Consider the following 17,114-nt stretch of genomic DNA (forward strand, 5'->3'; position numbering starts at 1 on the left):
GTCCGGGGGTAGGTTGGTTGAGTGGGACGCAGCGGCAGCAAGCCCCGAAAGGGCACCGACCACAAGCACCTTCCGAAGGTTGGCTCGAAGGCCAACCGCGAGTACGAGCTGCGCGAGAAGCGCAAGGTCGACTTCGGTGGCTGGCCGATCGCGATAGCTGCGGTGGGCGTGCTGATCCTCGCGATCGCCGTGATCGCGATCACCTGACCCCGCCCGTCGCCGCACCGCGTTTCCAACGACGTGACGCGGGCGGCGCTTCGCAGAGTCGGGCCTAGGTGAAGATGATCTGGCCTCCGGCGGCCAGCTCGTAGAACTCGCCAACAGTGATGATGTCATGGACCTGGGGGATGAAGTCCTCCTTGTCCATCTTGAACAGGTCGGCGGACGCCTTGCAGGCGTACAGGCCGGCGCCGGTGTCGGAGATCATCTCGACGAACTCGGGGATCGAAGGGATGTCGAGTTCGGCGATCTGCTTCTCCATCACGTGGGTCATCACCGAGCTCATGCCCGGGAATCCACCCAGCCAGGTCGCCACGTGCAGGCCCGGGTTGCCGACGGTGGCGACCTTGATGTGTTCGTGGCGCTTGCCGTGGATCGCGTCCATCCCGAAGAACGTGAAGAACAGGTTGGCCTCCATGCCCTCGGCGCGGGCGCCGTTGGCCATGATCAAGCCGGGGTAGATCTCCTCGAGGGAGCCCTTCGAGATGATGATCGACACCTTCTCGATCGGATCGTGGGGGCCTTGCATGGGTATCTGGCTGGGGGCATTCTCGACGGTGGTCATTGTCGTCGGTCCTCTTCTGTCGGTGTCTCTTGTCGGGTGGGTAGGGGTCCGGTCCGGTTCGGGAAGGGCCGTGCTCAGATGCAGCCGCGGGGCTTGGGGATCCCGGCGACCTTCGCCGCAATCTTCGCCGGACCCTTGGGGAACAGCTGGTAGAGCTCCTTGACCGTCACGCCGGAGGTCTTGCCGAGCGCCCGGACCGTGGGGCCGGTGCCGTTCTCCTCCTGCTCCTTGCGCATGAACCGGATGACGGTCCAGTGCTGGTCGTTGAGGGCGTCGATTCCCTCGGCGGCCGCGAGCTCCGGGGCCATCTCCTCGGTCCATTGGGAGGGATCGGTGAAGAACCCCTCGTCGTTCACGTCGACCTCAGTTCCTGCGACGGTGATGGTGGGCATGGGTTGTCCGTTCTCCTGTGTCGTGAGTCAGTTGATCTGTTTGCCGGCCATCGGCATGTCGTGGCCGATCCCGGGGATGTCCCGCCCCGGGAGAAGGGCGTGCCAGTAGAACCACTGGAACATCAACTTGCCCAGGTGGTTCATCCTCGACTCCTTCATCAGCGGCATGCCGATCTGGGCCGGGAAGTGCCCGGGCACCGGTTCCTGCTCGTAGTTGAAGTCGATCAGCATCGCCTTGCCGAAGCCGGTTTCGATGAAGCAGTTGGAGTGGCCGTCGAAGGTGGCATCGAGGTCGTCGCCCGCGAGGAAACGCTTGATGTTCTCCACCAACACCTCGCCCTCGAAGTGCGTGACCGAGCCCGCCTTGGAAGCGGGGAGGTTGGTGGCGTCGCCGAGAGCGAACACGTTGGGCTTGGCCTTGGACTGCAGAGTGGCGTTGTCCGTCGGCACGAAGTCGAGGGCATCGCCGAGGCCTTCGGATCGCCCCACGAACGGCTGGCCGCCGTGTACGGGGATCATCACCGCGATGTCGAAGGGGATCTCGCGCTCGTCCCATGAGACGAGCTTGCCGGACCGGCCGTCGACCTCGCCCGTGTTGAACTCGGTCTCCAGGTGGATGCCCTTCTCCTGGAGCATTCCGCCGAGGCGTTCGGCGGCGACGGGCTTGGTGAAGGCCGCGTCGAGCGGCGTCACGTAGGTGATGTCGACCTTGTCGCGCAGATTCACGTCGTGGAAGTACCAGTCGGCCAGGAACGCGAACTCGAGCGGTGCCACGGGGCACTTGATCGGCATGTCGACCACATTGATCACGAGCTTGCCGCCGTCGAAGTCGGCCAGTGCCGGTTCCAGCGCAGCCGCGCCCTCGAGGTCATAGAAGGTATGCACCTTGTCGTGCCATCCCGGGCCGGTGAGTCCCTCGGTCTCCTCCGGCAGGAGGGTCGCTCCGGTGGCAATGACGAGCAGGTCGTAGGGGAGTTCGCCGCCGTCTTCGAGATGCACCGTGTCGGCCTCGATGTCGACACGGTCGATGCCGCTCTGGCGGAACTCGATGCCGCGGTGCAACTGCTTGCCCCGTGGCCGGGTGATGTCCTCGGCGCGGGTCAGGCCGAAAGGCAGGAACAACAGGCCGGGTTGGTAGACGTGCAGGTCGTCCTGGTCCACGACCGTGATCGACGCCTCGTCCTGGCTGTATTCCTTGCGCAAGCGGTTTGCTGTGAGGGTGCCTCCGGTTCCGGCTCCCAGAATGACAATGCGGTGCGCCAACTCGACTCCTGTACAAGGCCGGACGAGCCAACTCTAGCTTCGTCGTGCAACGAGTTGCGACGCCGGCGCCGCTCGCGGTCGGTGCCGTATGACCCCGTTGCGTTGTTGTCGAGGGTGGTGATCCACCTAGTATCTGACGACCCGTCAGAAACAACCGAAGCCAGAACCAGACGGCCTGAACCTCACCGCCCGAACCAGGGGAGAACGACAATGCCCGCACCATCCCAGGCGCCACTCGCAGGACTCCGAATCATCGAGGTCTCGCTCCTCGGCCCCGGAGCGGTCGGCACGCATCTCGCCGACCTGGGCGCAGACGTCATCAAGGTCGAGCCGCCGAAGGGCGACTACATCCGGCAGATGACCTGGCCGATCATCGAGGACTCCTCGCTGCTGCACTGGCACATCCACCGCGGCAAGCGCTCGATCACCCTCGATCTGCGCACCGAGGAAGGCAAGGAGATCTTCCTCGACCTCGTGCGCGACGCCGACGCGGTCATCGAGGCCATGCGGCCCGGTGCACTGGCCAAGCGTGGCCTCGGGTTCGAGGACCTGCTGGAGATCAACCCCAGGATCGTGTTCTGCACGATCTCGGGTTACGGCATGACGGGCCCGTACGCCGAGTTGCCCAGCCACGGCATCGCCTATGACACGTGGGCGGGGCTCGTGAATCCGGACCACGACGAGAACGGGTTCCCCTGCATCCCCGAGCACCCCTCCACCGGCATACACGCCGGCCCGCTGTTCGGTGCCTTCGGTCTTCTCGCAGGCGTGATCCGAGCCAGGGAGACAGGCGAGGGCTCGTTCCTCGAGATCGCCCAGTCCGACTCGGCGGCCTACATGGACTGGTACCGCAGCGAGACCTGGAAGGCGTACGAACGGCCCGAGGACGAGGTCACCGGCAACGCGGCCGACAACTACGAGCGCCGCGCCCCTGGCACGGCCGGTATGCGCGACGGCGTTCGCTACCAGATCTACGAGTCGGCCGACGGGCACGTCCTGTTCATGGCCTCGGAGCAGGAGTTCTGGAAGAACTTCTGCGAAGGAGTCGGCCGGATGGACATGTTCGAACGCTGGCCCGGGTCGAAGTTCGCGGACCATGCCAAGGGCAACACCGAGATGCGTCGCGAACTTGTCGAGATCTTCAAGACCAGGACGACAGCAGAGTGGATCGTCTGGTCCGGCGAGGTCAACACAACCATCGCGCCGGTCAACACTCCTCAGACCCTCGCCGACGACCCGCAGTTCAAGGACCGCCTGGACTTCCTGCCATACGACACCCACGGGGCCGACATGCTTCCCCATCCGGTGAAGTTCGTCGGTGAGGAGGCGGTCGACCCGACTCCTGCTCCGACCGCGGGCCAGCACAACGACGAGGTCGTGCGCGAGGTGCTCGGCTACGGCGAAGACCGCCTCGCGGAGTTGCGCGAGGCTGGGGCGTTCGGTGAGGGCAACTGAGTCGAGCTGCGACCGGCGCAGACACGGACCCGACCGGGCAAGGGGGACAAGTTGAGTGAAGACGAGGGCACTCGCGGCGACCTGCGCTGGGGAACCATCGGCGAGCTGCTGGACGACGCCGCCGCACGGCGCGGCGACGCCGAGGCGATCGTCGACCTGTCGGTCGTACCGGAGGTGCGGATCAGCTATGACCAGCTCGCCGGCCAGGCCGGCGCCGCGGCCCGCGCGCTGATCGCAGCGGGTGTCGAGCCGGGCGACCGGGTGGCCATCTGGGCACCCAACACCTGGGAGTGGGTCGTCGCGTTGCTGGGCCTGCACAAGGCAGGCGCCGCCCTGGTGCCGCTCAACACCCGCTACAAGGGCGTCGAGGCGGCCGACATCATCCGCCGCTCCGGTGCAAGGGTGCTGTTCACCGTCGCCGGGTTCCTCGGCAACGAGTACGTCCGGATGCTCGACGAAGCGGCTCCGGGGATGCGCCAGTCACTCGACCAGGTGGTCGTGATGCGCCACGAGGGCACAGTGCCCGACGGCACGGTCGAGTTCGAGCAGTTCATCGCCGCCGGCGAATCGATCGATCCCGTCGTGGCTGATGCCCGGGCCGCTGCGGTGACGCCGCAGTCGATGAGCGACATGATGTTCACCTCGGGCACCACGGGTGCGCCGAAGGGTGTTGTCCAGACCCACGCCGCCAGCCTGCGTGCGTTCGCCGACTGGGCCGACATCGTGGGCCTGCGCGCCGATGACCGGTACCTGGTCATCAACCCGTTCTTCCACACGTTCGGGTACAAGGCCGGCATCCTCGCCTCGCTCATGACCGGCTGCACGCTGGTGCCCCTGCCGAGCTTCGACATCGACCGCGCGGCGGAGGTGATCGACCTCGAGCGGATCTCGATGATCCCCGGGCCACCCACGCTGTACCAGACCCTGCTCAACCACCCTGACTTCTTTCCGGAACAGGTCGACACGCTGAGGCTGGCGGTGACCGGCGCCGCTCCGGTGCCGGTGTCACTCGTGGAGGCCATGCGCGCCACGCTCGGTTTCGAGACGGTCCTCACCGCCTACGGCCTCACTGAAGCCTGCGGTGTCGTGACGGTCTGCCGTTCCGACGACGCGGACGAGACCATCTCGCACTCCTCGGGCCGGGCGATCCCCGGCATCGAGGTGCGGGTCGTCGACGGCGACGGCAACGAGAAGCCCGCAGGCGAGGCGGGTGAGGTCGTCGTGCGCGGCTACAACGTGATGCAGGGCTATTTCGAGGACCCCGAGCAGACCGCCGAGGCCATCGACGCCGAAGGCTGGCTCCACACCGGCGACGTGGGGGTGATGGACGAGCGCGGCTACCTCGACATCACCGACCGCCTCAAGGACATGTTCATCGTCGGCGGATTCAACGCCTATCCGGCCGAGATCGAGGCGCTGCTCGGCGCCCACCCCGGTATCGCCCAGGCTGCGGTCGTGGGCGTGCCCGACGAGCGCATGGGCGAAGTGGCCCACGCGTTCGTGGTCCCCGCGGCCGGCGTGTTGCTCGACGGCGCCGACGTGGTGGCCTGGGCCAAGGACAACATGGCCAACTACAAGGCGCCGAGGACCGTCGAGGTGCTCACCGAGCTGCCCCTCAACGCCAGCGGCAAGGTGCTGCGATACGAACTCCGTGAAAGGGCACAGTCGTGAAGTTCTGCAATGCGATGATCGGGGCCGATCCCCGGGACTGGAACCGACTGGCCGCGGTGGCCGAGGAAGTCGGTTTCGACTCGGTGGCGGTGTCCGACCACGTCGTCTATCCGAGCTACCTCGAGTCGAAGTACCCGTACACGCCCGATGGTGTGCCGCAGTTCTCCCCCGACGAACACTGGCCCGACGTATGGATTGCCATTGCATCGATGGCAGCGGTCACGACCGAGCTGCGGTTCATGACCAACGTCTACGTGCTGCCGCTGCGCAACCCCTTCGTGGTCGCCAAGGCGGTCGGCACGGCCGCCTACCTCAGCGGTGGCCGAGTGGCCCTCGGCATCGGAGCCGGGTGGATGGCCGAGGAATTCGAACTGCTGGAGCAGTCCTTCAAGCGTCGCGGCAAGCGCATGGACGAGATGATCGAGGCGATGCACGCGCTCTGGGCAGGCGGGATGGCCGAGTACCACGGCGAGTTCTACGACTTCGATCCGGTGGAGATGAAGCCCGCCCCTGAGGACCCGGTGCCCGTCTACGTTGGCGGGCACTCCGACATCGCGTTCGACCGGGCCGCCCGAAACGACGGATGGCTCGGGATGTACTACCCGCCCGAGGAGCTGGTCGAGCACTGCCGCACACTCGACCAGCGGCGCCAGGACGCAGGCACGGCCGATCGCCCCTTCGAAATCATCGCCTCGCCGTTGGCACCCCCGAGCCCGGGCCTGCTCGAGGACCTCGAGGGTGCAGGCGTCGGCACGATCCTCACCTCCGCCTGGCGGGCCGTCGGGTCGGACAAGCCGAGCGGCGACGAAGCAGAGGAAATGCTCCGCGGCTACGCGGACCGCTACTTCACCTGAGTCGAGCTGCACCTGGCGGGGCCGGCGCCGCACTACCGTCGCTTCGGTGACCGGTGACATCCTCGACGAGATCACGGCGGGCGCCAGCAGGCCGTCACAGAGCTATCCGGCCGTGGCGGCGGCGATGGACCTCGGTGTGCTGCACCGTCCCAGCGGCAAACGGGGAAAGCTGAGCAGGTTCGCGGGCGACGTGGTGGAGTTGCGCGACGCCAACGGTGCCTGCCACAGCTTCCGCAACCGCCCGGGCGCGTTCGCGGTCGACGGCGAGACGGTCACCCTGGTCGCTCCCGAGGTTGTCGGCAGCGCCGACACACGCACCAGTGCGGCGGGCGCGGTTGTGGACGCACAGCAACGTGCGCAGATCGCCCGGGCCTCGCGGCTCTGGGTGGAGGGCGACCACGACGCCAAGCTCATCGAACGGGTATGGGGTGACGAGCTGCGCGAGATGGCGGTGGTGGTGGAGCCCCTCGGTGGACTCGACGACCTCGCGGCCGAGGTCGCCCGGTTCGGCCCGGCGCCCGGCAGATCGCTGGTCGTGCTGGCCGACCACCTGGTCGAGGGCAGCAAGGAGAGCCGGATCGCCGCGACGGTCGACTCGGAGCATGTGATCGTCGTGGGTCACCCCTACGTGGACATCTGGCAGTGTGTGCGACCCCGATCGGTGGGCATCGCGGCATGGCCTGACATCCCGCCGGGCACCGACTGGAAGACCGGCATCTGCGACGCGCTCGGATGGGGGAGCCCTGCTGAGGGCTGGCAACGCGTGCTGGGTGCCGTCGACACGTTCGCGGACCTCGACACGTCGCTGGTCAACGCGATCGAGCTGGCCCTGGACCACTTCGCAGGTGAACACACCGCGGGGAGCGACCAATGAACGTCGCCGACCTGCTTGCGCGCCGCCTGGCCGAGCTGGGTGTGAGGCGCTGCTGGGGTGAGCGTATCCCGGTCGGCCCCGATGCCACTGACGGATTCCACGGACCGGCCCTGCCCGCACACGTACCCGTGTCCTCCGCAGACCTCGCCGTGCTTCTCGCCGACGCCGACGGTCGCATCGGTGAGGTCGACGGCAGGGCGCGCTTCGGTGCTGCCCTGCTACCCGGCCCGATCCTGCACCTCTCCAGCGAACCAGGTGGCATGGCGCCACTGCAGACAGTTGGTTCGCCCGAGGAGATGCTCGATGCGCTGGTGGATCCGGCGGGGCTCGTGTTGCCGGGTACCACGGCTCTGCACCTCGATCTGGAGCTGTCCGCTGAAGTCCCGGTCGACACTTCGGCGTCCGCCGTTGCGGACCGTCAGCCGGTGCTCACCCTCGATCCATCCATGGCAGGGATGCGCTTCATGGTGGTGGCCGGAACGGGTGTGGTGCGCACCGGCGCGTTCGACGGCGTTCGAAGCGCCAGCCGGTCGCTCGGCGCGGGAGTGCTCAACACCTGGGGTGCCAAGGGAATCGAGCGTTGGGACTCGCCGTGGCACTTCGGCACCGTCGGCCTGCAGCAGCGGGACCTGGAACTCGCGGGACTCGACGATGTCGACGTCGTGGTCACCTCCGGTCTCGATGACAACGAGCTCGGCGCCGGTGTCTTGGCCGGCAAGGTCGTGCAGGACGTGCATCCCGGCCAACTGGGCGCCTTGTGTGCCCGCTGGGAGACCGGCGGTGACGCGCCTGCGCAACGCCCGCCGCTGTATGGGGCGCTTGCCGAGGTGATCACGCCCCTGTACGAGGACGACGGTGCCCCACTCAGCCCGGCCCGTGCGGCGCTTCACCTGTCGGGTGCCCTGCCCGAGCGGGCAATGGCGGTGGCCGATGCGGGCGCCGCCGGGCTCTGGGTCGCGCGCGCATTTCCGACCTCGATTCCCAACTCCGTGTGCGTTCCGGCCACGAACGCGCCAGGTTTTGCGGCGGCCGCGGCGCTGTGTTGCGTGCTGGAGGGCCGGCCTGTGCTGGCAGTAACCGATGAGCCGGGCATCGACTCCGCAGAGTCGGGTGCCGTGCTGGCGCTGGCAGAGGAGCTGGGTGCCCCGGTCAGGTTGCAGGTGTGGCGCGAGGGCGGGCCTGCGTGGTCGGGCGCCGCCGACCACGTTGCGCTGATCGAGTCGGAGCTTGCAGCCACACAGGTCGGGGTCGACGAGGTTCCGGTTCGACTTGGTGACACCGCCGCAATCGAGTCGGTCGCGGGGCCGGTCGTCGCCTGGACGAATGACGCATAACTAGAACGCGTTCTCGTATGCTGCGGGCGTGCACTCACAGAGCCTCACCGAGTCGCAGACGGCGCGACGCGACAGAATGCTGGCAGTCGCGCTCGAGCTCGCGCTCGAAGGCGGGTGGGACGGCGTCCAGATGCGCGAGGTCTCTGCACGCGCCGACGTGGCGTTGGGCACGCTGTACCGCTACTTCCCGTCCAAGGAGCACCTGCTCCTGTCGGTGATGCTCGATCAGGTGCGCGGCCTTGCCGACCGACTTGCCGTGCGCCCTCCGGAGGGAAAGGACAGCGTCGAGCGAGTCATCGACGTGCTGCGTCGTGCCAATCGAGCACTTCAGGCGCAACCCGAGGTCACCATGGCGATGATCCGTGCATTGGTCTCGGGCAACACCGACGTTGCCCCCGTCGTTGCCTCGGTGCGCGACGAGATGCGGCGCATCATCTCTGACGCCCTTGTGGAGGATGAGATCTCCGAGGAACTGGTGGTGCGCATCGACCTGCTGTCCGACGTGTGGCTTGCCGCCCAGGTGAGCTGGATCTCCGGCACCGAGGAAGCTGAAGGCGTGATGCCACACCTCGGTGACGCGGTGGAGCTGCTGCTCGGCTGAACCGTGTCCGGCGGCCCGGCCGCCTCGAATCCCGCACTGGGACGCATGCGACCATTCCGGCGATGTCGCCGATAGCGTGATGTCATGCACAAGACCGCACTCGCCATCCTTGCGTCGGCCGCTCTCGTGTTCGCCGGGGCCTGCTCCAGTGACGACTCCGACTCCACGACCACCACCGCAGCCCCCGATGACAGCGGCACTTCGGCACTGCCACCGATCGAGGTCGATGGGGCTGAAGACGTGACGATGAAGGTCGGCGAGTTCATCCGGATCAACACGCCCGACGCCGACAAGGTCTCAGCTGACGACACCGACGTGCTCGAGACCCAAGACGCCTACAGCGACGGCTCGGCGGACTTCGTTGCAGGAGCCGAAGCGGTCGGCGATGGCAAGGCCGTGCTCTCGGTGTACTCGGGTGACGAGCTGCTCTACGAAGTCAACGTCACCGTAGAGGGCTGAGGCCCGGGCGGCTCCGCCCGTCCAGACCTGGTCACCGGTCGAAGGTCGTCACGACCCGTCCTCCGCCGACGCGTACCTCGAAGCTCGGTCCGGCGCTGACCTCGCCGCCGACATCCTCGACCACCTGGCTGTCGATATGGCCGTCGATGGAAACGGATTCGATCGGATCGTTCAGTTCGTCGAGCATTGCGCCAACGCCTTCGGCTGCGGAGGTCAAGTCGCCGTTCGCGACGTCGTGCAGCACCGACGCGAGGTCGAGCCGGCCCGGATCGTAGGTGGACATGGCGATGCTCGCGTGGTCACCCACGTGGGTGGTCGTGGTCATGCTGACCAGCGCCTCCTCGTTGTCTCCCAGCGGTACCTCAACCGTTGTCTCGCCCGAGGCCGAGTGCCCATCCACTGCTGCTCTGGCGCCACCTTCGGCGCCGAATGTCACCTTCAGGCTGTCGCCCGAGGGGCCCCGGCTGATGGCCGCTGTGGTCGCAAAGCCGAGCCCCGCTCCGGCCGTCACGATGCCGAGGTCGCCGGTGGCCTCGAGGGCTCCTCCGAGCGTCAGGGACTCCTCGGTGAAGTCGGGGTCGTCGATTCCGAGGCCGACCAGGTCGAGGGTCTTGTGTCCCAGGAACGAGATCGGCGCCGCGAGGAGTCCCATCGGGGTGAGTGGTGAGTCGAGGTCGTTGCGCTGAAGGAAGTCTCCGACAAGAGGAAGGTCGCCGGTGCTGGGCGCTCCCGCGGACAGCGGACCACCTTCGGTTGCCTCCACCAGCTCCTGCAGGAGACCCTTTCCGATGAAGGCTGCGATCTCATCGTCATCGATCAGCCAGCCCCTGCGCTCCATCGCAACCAACTCAGCGGTGCCATCGGCGACCAGCGCGATTCCGGCAAGGCCCTCGGCTCCGATCCCACCACCCAAGCCGCCTGACGCGGTGAGTCCGCCGGCGGTCTCCACCCAGACGACTGCTCTGCCCGTGGGCAGGTGCTCGACGGTCACCTGCTTCTCCCCTTTGAGCCCGAGCCCGGCGGATCCGTCGCCGGTCAGGCGGTAGGTCTCGATCCGATGGGGTATCCGGTCTGCGAGCGATCCGTCCTCGGCCCGGTCTGTGGGTCGGGTCGACGGGCCCGGGGCCGATCCGGTCAGGCCGAGGCCGGCGACGGAGCTCGACGCCACAAGCTGCTCGTCGGCGTTGCGCTCGAGTTCACTTGCGAGGCCGTCGAGCATCTCCGCGGCGTTGCCGAGGTCACCCGAGCTCCGTTTCCACCGGGACCGGAAGCCGTCGGCGTCGCGGCCCCGCCACGAGCTTCGGTGCACCAGGCCGGTCATGCGCCTGCGTGAGTCGTGCAGCTCCCTGCTCGCGGCTCTCATGGTGCTGGCGGTGCGCCGAAGTGAAGTCGGATCTGCCCCGATCTCTCCCATCGGGCGAACGTAGGACCCGCCCCACCCATTGTCACCGGGTCGCGCGGCCCGGTCGGCGCGCTCCCCACCCCGTGTGCTCATCCACTCATCCCGGTTTTCGGAGGCGTTTGGCGTCAGATCGACGCGTGGCTACTCGGGAAAGGAGGATGAGTGGTGCGGCACACCCGAGTGGCTCAGCACGCCCGAAGGTTGTGTCAGTCGAGGCCGAGTACTCGGGCGGCGTTGCCGCCGAGGAACTTCGGCCACACTTCGTCCTTCAGTGCCACGTTGGGCAGCTCCGACATGATCCGCTCGTAGGTGAGGCCCGCGGGGAAGTAGCCGGCGTACAGAACCTTGTCGGCGCCGCGGCTGTTGGCGTAGTCGAGGATCGCCTTCGGGTAGTGCTTGGGGGCGAATGCCGAGGTGGAGTAGTAGAGGTTGGGCCACTTGAGCATCAGCTTCACGGCCAGGTCGCACCACGGTTCGGCGCCGTGGCGCATGACGACCTTGAGCTCAGGGAAGAACCAGCAGATCTCGTCGAGGTACTCGACCTTCTGCGGCTCCAGGGGCACGCGGGGACCCGGCACACCGACGGTGAGGAAGATCGGCAGGTCCAACTCCACACACGCCGCGTAGATGGGGTAGTAGGGCGCCGAATTGATGGCGGTGGACACACCGGCGGGGAAGCTGGTGACGGCCACCACGCCGTACTCGTCATGGAAGGACTTGATGCGTCGCACGGCGTCCATTCCCTCGCGGGGGTCGACGTCGATGCACGGCAGGAACCGGTCGGGGAAGTCGCGCACGGCCCTGCGTGGTGCTTCACGCTGTTCGTTGCCGACGTTCACCATGCCGCGGCCGACCCCGAAGGTGTCCATGTTGTGCAGGGTTACCGCGACGGGGTCGACGCCTTCGCCGATCTCTGCCGGCACGTCCTTGAACATGTACTGCGCCGGCATCTTGAAGTCCTCCTGGGACTCCTTGTCGCGCAGGGATGGGGCCAGGAACTTGTAGACCTGGCTGCGGTCGCTGCTGGGGAAGCCGATCATCGTGTCGATGATCGGGACATCAGTCGGCATGGCCATCCGGCCACCCTAGGACAGCCAAGAAACTAGAACACATTCTAGTTTTGGGCGCTCAGGGTGATCCTCGTCGCGGCCAGGCCAGCATTGTTCCCTGGGGTGTCTCTCGACTGCAGTTGGTCTGTTGCACGAGTCCGACCGCCTCGGCGCCGTCGACCGGGAACGAGTTGGTGTTGGCGCACCCGCCGTCGGCATGGCTCTGGTAGTTGACCGAGGCCCGCAGCGGCGTGACCCGGTCGCCCCTCGTCGTCAGGCCGCTCGGCTGCGACCAGAGCACCGAGACCGACGGGTCATCGCAACGGGCGAACACCTCTGACCACACGATTGCGCCCGTCAGATGCTCACCCTGCACGTAGAGGTCGCGCAGCACGGTGGCTTCGCCGGAACCCAGATCGGTGATCGTGCAGCGCCAGGCCGTGGTTCCCGGCGGTGGCCCGGGTGGGAGCTGGGGTGCCGCTTCACCAGCGGGGTGGATCCACAGCCGGTAGGTGGTGCCCGCGCGCCAGGCGAAGTCACGCGTGTTGGCGTTGTCCATCTTCGAGGGCAGCGGCGATCGGGAGCCCGGCAGCTCGCCGCCGCCGGCGTGGTACCCACCCCAGTTGGCCGCGGTTGAGTCCGCGTGTCCCGGGTGCCATTGCAGACCGCAGTGGGCGCCACCCGCGGCCCTGCCCGCAGAGTCCGCGAAGTCCGCCTGCAGGGCCCAGAAGTAGAGCCGGGCCGTGGTCGGCGGCTCGAGCACGCGCAGCTCGACCGACACCTCGGCCAGCGGGCCCTCGAGGTCCCATCGCAGGTGCAGCGATGACGCCCCGTTGGCCGAGGGTGGCCGGCCGGAAACCCGCCCGCTTCGGGCTCCCCGGTCGCGACTCCATGGCCATGTGGGCATGTCCCCAGTTCAGCCCATCCGAGGTGCCGCCGCTTGCATGGCCGAACACGGTGCCCGGCCCGATGGGCGTGCTGGCCCAAATAGTGGAACGATGTTCCGCTACGTGCATCCGGGGGTTGGGTGTGCGCCGAAGAACAATCCGACCGGTGAGGCGAGCCACGGTGGCCGCAGGCGGTCGGGGTTGGACATGGGCATGGGAACGACTGAGGAAACGCAGGCTGATTCGGGTGTGGCGGGCGATCCCCTCGCGGGGCTGAGCCTGGCCTCCGAGGCGCCGATCGGATGGCGGATCACCATCGTGTGCTCGATCGTCGCGCTGCTCGAGACGACCGCAGTGGGGATGGCCGGAGGCTCACTCACCGCGATCCAGGAGACCTTCGGCCTCAGCGACACCCTCGCCGGGCTGATCCCCAGCGCGGCAGTGCTCGGAAGCCTCGCCGCAGCCGTTCCCTCCGCCCACCTCGCCGACAACCACAAGCGCGTGCTGGTGCTCGGCGCAGCAGCGGTGCTGTGGACCCTCGTGGTTGTGGGATCGGCCCTGGCGCCCGTGTTCGCCGTGTTCCTGTTCACGAGGGTGCTGCTCGGTGCGGCCGGGCAACTCAACAACCCCGCGGCCTCGTCGCTGATCGCCGACGCGCATCCAGCCCGTGCCCGGGCCAGGGCGTACGGCTACGAACGGATGGCCAACTACCTCGGGCTTCCCCTCGGCATCGCAGTCGGCGCCGCGCTGTCCGACGCATTCGGGTGGAGGACCGCGTTCGTGGTCCTCGCAGCACCCGGCGTCCTCGCCGTGCTGGCCGTACTCACCCTCCGGGAGCCTGCCCGCGGCCTCGGCGACATGCTGGACAGGCGAGGCCGCGAGCTGCCGGAGACGGCTGCTGCGGGTGACGCCCCGGCTTCCGCCGATGTCGAGGCTGGCGCCACCGACGACGACGGCGACGGCCGCCCGCCGACGATCGCACAGTTCCGCATGCTCTGGGCGATCCCGACGATGCGCATCCTGCTCGTGGGCATACCGGTCCTCTTCTCCGCTCTCGCCTCGCTGTTCTTCTGGTCGACGGCCTACTTCGAGGAGGTCCATTCCCTGGCCGAGTCCGAGGCCGGCGGAATCGCCGGAGGGGTGGGTGGAACCGGGATCGTGATCGGCATCATCATCGGCAGCCGCATGGGCGACCGCCACCACGGCAACCGGGCGGGTTGGCGGCTGCGCCTTGCCGGAACGGCGCTGCTGGCCGGCTCGGCGTTCTTCGCAGCCTTCGTGTTGCTGCCCTCATTGCCGGCCCAGGCGGCGGCTTTCGGAATGTCGAACGTGTTCATCGCCATGGCGATCCCCAACCTCACCGCCGCGGTCGCCGACGTGGTGCCAGCCCACATGCGCGGGATGGCCTTCTCATCGGTGCAGTTCCTGCTGGCGTTCGGCTCTGCGGCCGGTCCGCCGCTCGTGGGGGCGACGTCGGACCTGTTCGGCTCGCTGCGGCCCGCGATGGCGGTGCTGCTCATCCCCCTGGCGATCTCCGCCGAATGGGTGCGCCGTGGAGCGCACCGCTTCGACGACGACGCCGAGGCGGTCATCAGCAACGCCCGCTGACGGGCGCCCCGGTAGGCCTCGGCCGGGCCCGCCCCGGGCGGCCAACTATCGTCCGGGCCCATGACTGACGCGGGAGCCGTTCCGAAGACCTACAACATCGCGGACATCTGGGAGGCAGCGGCCGACCGGGTGGCCGATCGCGAGGCGCTGGTCTGCGGCGACCAGCGTTGCACCTACGGCGAGCTGGAGGAGCGCGCCAACCGGCTCGCCAACCACCTGGCCTCGACCGGCGTGGGGGCGGGTGACTTCGTCGGCTGCTATCTGACGAACAGCATCGAGTACATCGAGACACTCCTGGCCTGCTTCAAGATCCGTGCCGTGCCGGTCAACATCAACTACCGCTACGTGGCCGACGAGCTGCTGCACCTGTTTGCCGACTCAGGTCTCGTGTCGGTGGTGTGCGAACCGGGATTCGTGGACAACATCGTCGAGATCCGTGGCGACGTGCCCAGCCTGCGCGAGACCCTCGTCACCGGTGACCCCGGTGACGTATCGCGATTGGAGGGAGCGGCTTCCTACGAAGAGGCGTTGACTGCCGCCTCGGCCGAGCGTCCGGTGGTCGAGGGTCGTGGCGACGACGACCTCTACGTGATCTACACCGGCGGCACCACAGGCTTGCCAAAGGGAGTCGTGTGGCGTCACGGCGATGCGTTCTTCGGTTGCCTCTCCGGTGGTGACCCGATGCGCATGAACGGCCCGGTCGCCAGCCCCGACGAGATGGTCGACAGGATCATCGACTTCGACTTCACCTTCTATGCGCTTGCGCCGCTCATGCACGCCGCCGCCCAGTGGGTGGCTCTCATGTGGTTGTTCTGTGGCGCGAAGGTGGTGCTGCACTCGGGTTCGTTCGAGCCGCTCGGCATCTGGCGCACCATCGAGCGCGAGAACGTGTCGACCACCACGGTGGTGGGCGACGCCATGGCCCGCCCGCTCGCCGATGCATGGGACAGCGATGGTCCCTTCGAGATCGAGAGCCTGTTTGCGTTCTCCAACGGGGGCGCACCCCTGTCGGAGTCCACCAAGGGACGCCTGATGGAGATGATGCCCAACGTGGTGTTCACCGACGGGTTCGGGTCCTCCGAGACCGGCATCCAGGGCAGCTCCCGACTGGAACCCGGGCAGTCGGTGCCGGGCACGGCCGTGTTCGACAGCGTGGCCGAGGGCACCAAGGTGCTCGACGACGACGGCAAGGAGGTGGAGCCGGGGTCGGACACGATCGGCCGCATCGCGCACTGCGGCTACATCCCGCTGCGATACCACAACGCTCCGGAGAAGACCGCGGAGACCTTCAGGGAGATCGACGGCACCCGGTGGGTGATCTCCGGTGACATGGCGACAGTCGCCGAGGACGGATCGGTCAACCTGCTCGGGCGTGGGTCGGTGAGCATCAACACCGGGGGCGAGAAGGTCTACCCCGAGGAGGTCGAGGGTGTGCTCAAGGGCCACCCGGGTGTGTATGACGTACTCGTCGTGGGTGCTCCCCACGAGCGGTGGGGTGAGCAGGTGGTGGCCGTGGTTGCGTCGCCCGAGGGCGTCGACGCGCCCACCGCCGAGGACCTGGCCGAGTACTGCAAGGGGAAGCTGGCGGGGTACAAGGCGCCCCGCGAAGTACACCCGGTTGATGCCATCGTGCGGTCCCCGGCCGGCAAGGCCGACTACCGCTGGGCCAAGTCGGTGGCCGGGTCCTGATGCCTGCACGCCGGGACTGAGCCCCAAGTGGTCGGCCGAAGGGTTGTCGGTGGCGAGGCCCTGGTCGCGGGCGCAGCCGCGCTCTGGGCTCTGATCGGGGTGTGCACCCGGGAACTCGCGGACCTGGGAATGGCTGCCGAGGACGTCGGCGCGTGGCGCGCCCTGATCGGTGGGGCCTGTTTCGTGGTGCACCTCGCGGTGCGCGGACCGGGGCTCCGGCGTCCTGCTCCCGGTTCCGACAGGAGCAGGCCCGCCGGCGACGTGTCGTTGCCCGACCGATTGAGGGCCGCATGGTTGCCCCTTGTCGGTTTCGCCGTCATCGGGATCGTCGTGTTCTACGTGTCGTTGCCCCTGGCAGTCGACACCGGCGGCATCTCGCTCGCCTACGTGCTGCTCTACACAGCGCCGATCTGGGTGATTCGCGCGGCGGCGGTCTTTCTCGGCGAGCGCCTCGCTCCGCCGTTGGTCGTGGCGGCGGCCGTGTCGGTGTTGGGCGTGGTTGCCCTCGTCGCGTCTGCCGGCGGCACGGTGAACGTCACCGCGGTGTCGGTCACGTGGGGGCTCGTGTCGGGGCTCAGCTATTCGAGCTACTACATCCTCGGGCGTCGACTGTTCGACCGGTTGGGTGCAACGTTGGTGTACGCACTGGTGCTGCCGGCCGGTGGAATCGTGCTCGCGGCCGCGGTGGGCATCGCGATGCCCACCGCAGCGATGCTGGGATGGCTCGCCCTGCTCGGGTTCGGGTGCACATACCTGCCCTACCTGTTGTTCGGAATCGGCATCACCCGCACC

17 protein-coding genes are annotated in these 17,114 nt (G+C 67.8%); 11 read left to right on the top strand and 6 right to left on the bottom strand.

Annotation, left to right across the window (positions count from 1 at the left end; genetic code table 11):
* Positions 1–21 precede the first annotated feature (21 nt).
* Positions 22–207, top strand: a complete 186-nt coding sequence (locus GY812_05190) for a hypothetical protein (protein ID MCP4434884.1) — start codon at positions 22–24, stop codon at positions 205–207.
* A 64-nt stretch (positions 208–271) separates the two neighbouring features.
* Here the strand turns inward: GY812_05190 and GY812_05195 are convergent, their stop codons facing one another.
* The 3 genes from GY812_05195 to GY812_05205 all read right to left on the bottom strand — a co-directional run bounded on the left by GY812_05195 (position 272) and on the right by GY812_05205 (position 2,439).
* Positions 272–748, bottom strand: a complete 477-nt coding sequence (locus GY812_05195) for a hypothetical protein (GenBank protein MCP4434885.1) — start codon at positions 746–748, stop codon at positions 272–274.
* Positions 749–858: 110 nt separating this feature from the next.
* Positions 859–1,176, bottom strand: a complete 318-nt coding sequence (locus GY812_05200) for a TusE/DsrC/DsvC family sulfur relay protein (GenBank protein MCP4434886.1) — start codon at positions 1,174–1,176, stop codon at positions 859–861.
* Positions 1,177–1,203: 27 nt separating this feature from the next.
* Positions 1,204–2,439, bottom strand: a complete 1,236-nt coding sequence (locus GY812_05205) for an NAD(P)/FAD-dependent oxidoreductase (protein ID MCP4434887.1) — start codon at positions 2,437–2,439, stop codon at positions 1,204–1,206.
* A 210-nt stretch (positions 2,440–2,649) separates the two neighbouring features.
* Here GY812_05205 and GY812_05210 point away from each other — a divergent pair, with 210 nt between their 5' ends.
* The 7 genes from GY812_05210 (at position 2,650) to GY812_05240 (ending at position 9,687) form a co-directional block, all read left to right on the top strand.
* A complete protein-coding gene (locus GY812_05210) occupies positions 2,650–3,894 on the top strand; it encodes a CoA transferase (GenBank protein ID MCP4434888.1) in 1,245 nt (414 codons plus the stop codon).
* A 51-nt stretch (positions 3,895–3,945) separates the two neighbouring features.
* Entirely contained in the window at positions 3,946–5,565 is a 1,620-nt protein-coding gene (locus GY812_05215; protein ID MCP4434889.1) for an AMP-binding protein, read from the top strand.
* Complete coding sequence (locus GY812_05220) at positions 5,562–6,419, top strand: TIGR03619 family F420-dependent LLM class oxidoreductase (protein MCP4434890.1); 858 nt, start codon at positions 5,562–5,564, stop codon at positions 6,417–6,419. The genes GY812_05215 and GY812_05220 overlap by 4 nt, the downstream gene beginning before the upstream one ends.
* Positions 6,420–6,543: 124 nt before the next feature.
* Complete coding sequence (locus GY812_05225) at positions 6,544–7,293, top strand: DUF3097 family protein (protein MCP4434891.1); 750 nt, start codon at positions 6,544–6,546, stop codon at positions 7,291–7,293.
* A complete protein-coding gene (locus GY812_05230; protein ID MCP4434892.1) occupies positions 7,290–8,627 on the top strand; it encodes a hypothetical protein in 1,338 nt (445 codons plus the stop codon). The genes GY812_05225 and GY812_05230 overlap by 4 nt, the downstream gene beginning before the upstream one ends.
* A 28-nt stretch (positions 8,628–8,655) precedes the next feature.
* On the top strand, positions 8,656–9,228 hold the full coding sequence (locus GY812_05235; GenBank protein MCP4434893.1) for a TetR/AcrR family transcriptional regulator: 573 nt from the start codon (positions 8,656–8,658) through the stop codon (positions 9,226–9,228).
* 84 nt (positions 9,229–9,312) lie between these two features.
* Positions 9,313–9,687 (top strand): hypothetical protein, encoded by a 375-nt coding sequence (locus GY812_05240; GenBank protein ID MCP4434894.1) that lies wholly within the window; start codon positions 9,313–9,315, stop codon positions 9,685–9,687.
* A 31-nt stretch (positions 9,688–9,718) separates the two neighbouring features.
* On the opposite strand, the gene GY812_05245 is transcribed toward GY812_05240, so the two are convergent.
* From GY812_05245 to GY812_05255, 3 genes are all read right to left on the bottom strand, one after another.
* Positions 9,719–11,101: a WXG100 family type VII secretion target gene (locus tag GY812_05245; GenBank protein MCP4434895.1), complete on the bottom strand. Its 1,383-nt coding sequence runs from the start codon at positions 11,099–11,101 to the stop codon at positions 9,719–9,721.
* A 194-nt stretch (positions 11,102–11,295) separates the two neighbouring features.
* A complete protein-coding gene (locus GY812_05250; protein MCP4434896.1) occupies positions 11,296–12,165 on the bottom strand; it encodes an amidohydrolase in 870 nt (289 codons plus the stop codon).
* Between the two features lie 52 nt (positions 12,166–12,217).
* Positions 12,218–13,045, bottom strand: a complete 828-nt coding sequence (locus GY812_05255) for a hypothetical protein (protein ID MCP4434897.1) — start codon at positions 13,043–13,045, stop codon at positions 12,218–12,220.
* Positions 13,046–13,238: 193 nt separating this feature from the next.
* On the opposite strand from GY812_05255, the gene GY812_05260 reads away from it, so the two are divergent.
* The 3 genes from GY812_05260 to GY812_05270 all read left to right on the top strand — a co-directional run.
* Positions 13,239–14,633 (top strand): MFS transporter, encoded by a 1,395-nt coding sequence (locus tag GY812_05260; protein ID MCP4434898.1) that lies wholly within the window; start codon positions 13,239–13,241, stop codon positions 14,631–14,633.
* Between the two features lie 60 nt (positions 14,634–14,693).
* Positions 14,694–16,322: an acyl-CoA synthetase gene (locus tag GY812_05265; protein MCP4434899.1), complete on the top strand. Its 1,629-nt coding sequence runs from the start codon at positions 14,694–14,696 to the stop codon at positions 16,320–16,322.
* A 27-nt stretch (positions 16,323–16,349) separates the two neighbouring features.
* The coding region (locus tag GY812_05270; GenBank protein MCP4434900.1) for an EamA family transporter at positions 16,350–17,114 on the top strand (765 nt) is incomplete at its 3' end.

It is taken from the genome of Actinomycetes bacterium, assembly GCA_024222295.1.
In the GTDB taxonomy this organism is placed as follows: Bacteria; Actinomycetota; Acidimicrobiia; order Acidimicrobiales; family Microtrichaceae; genus JAAEPF01.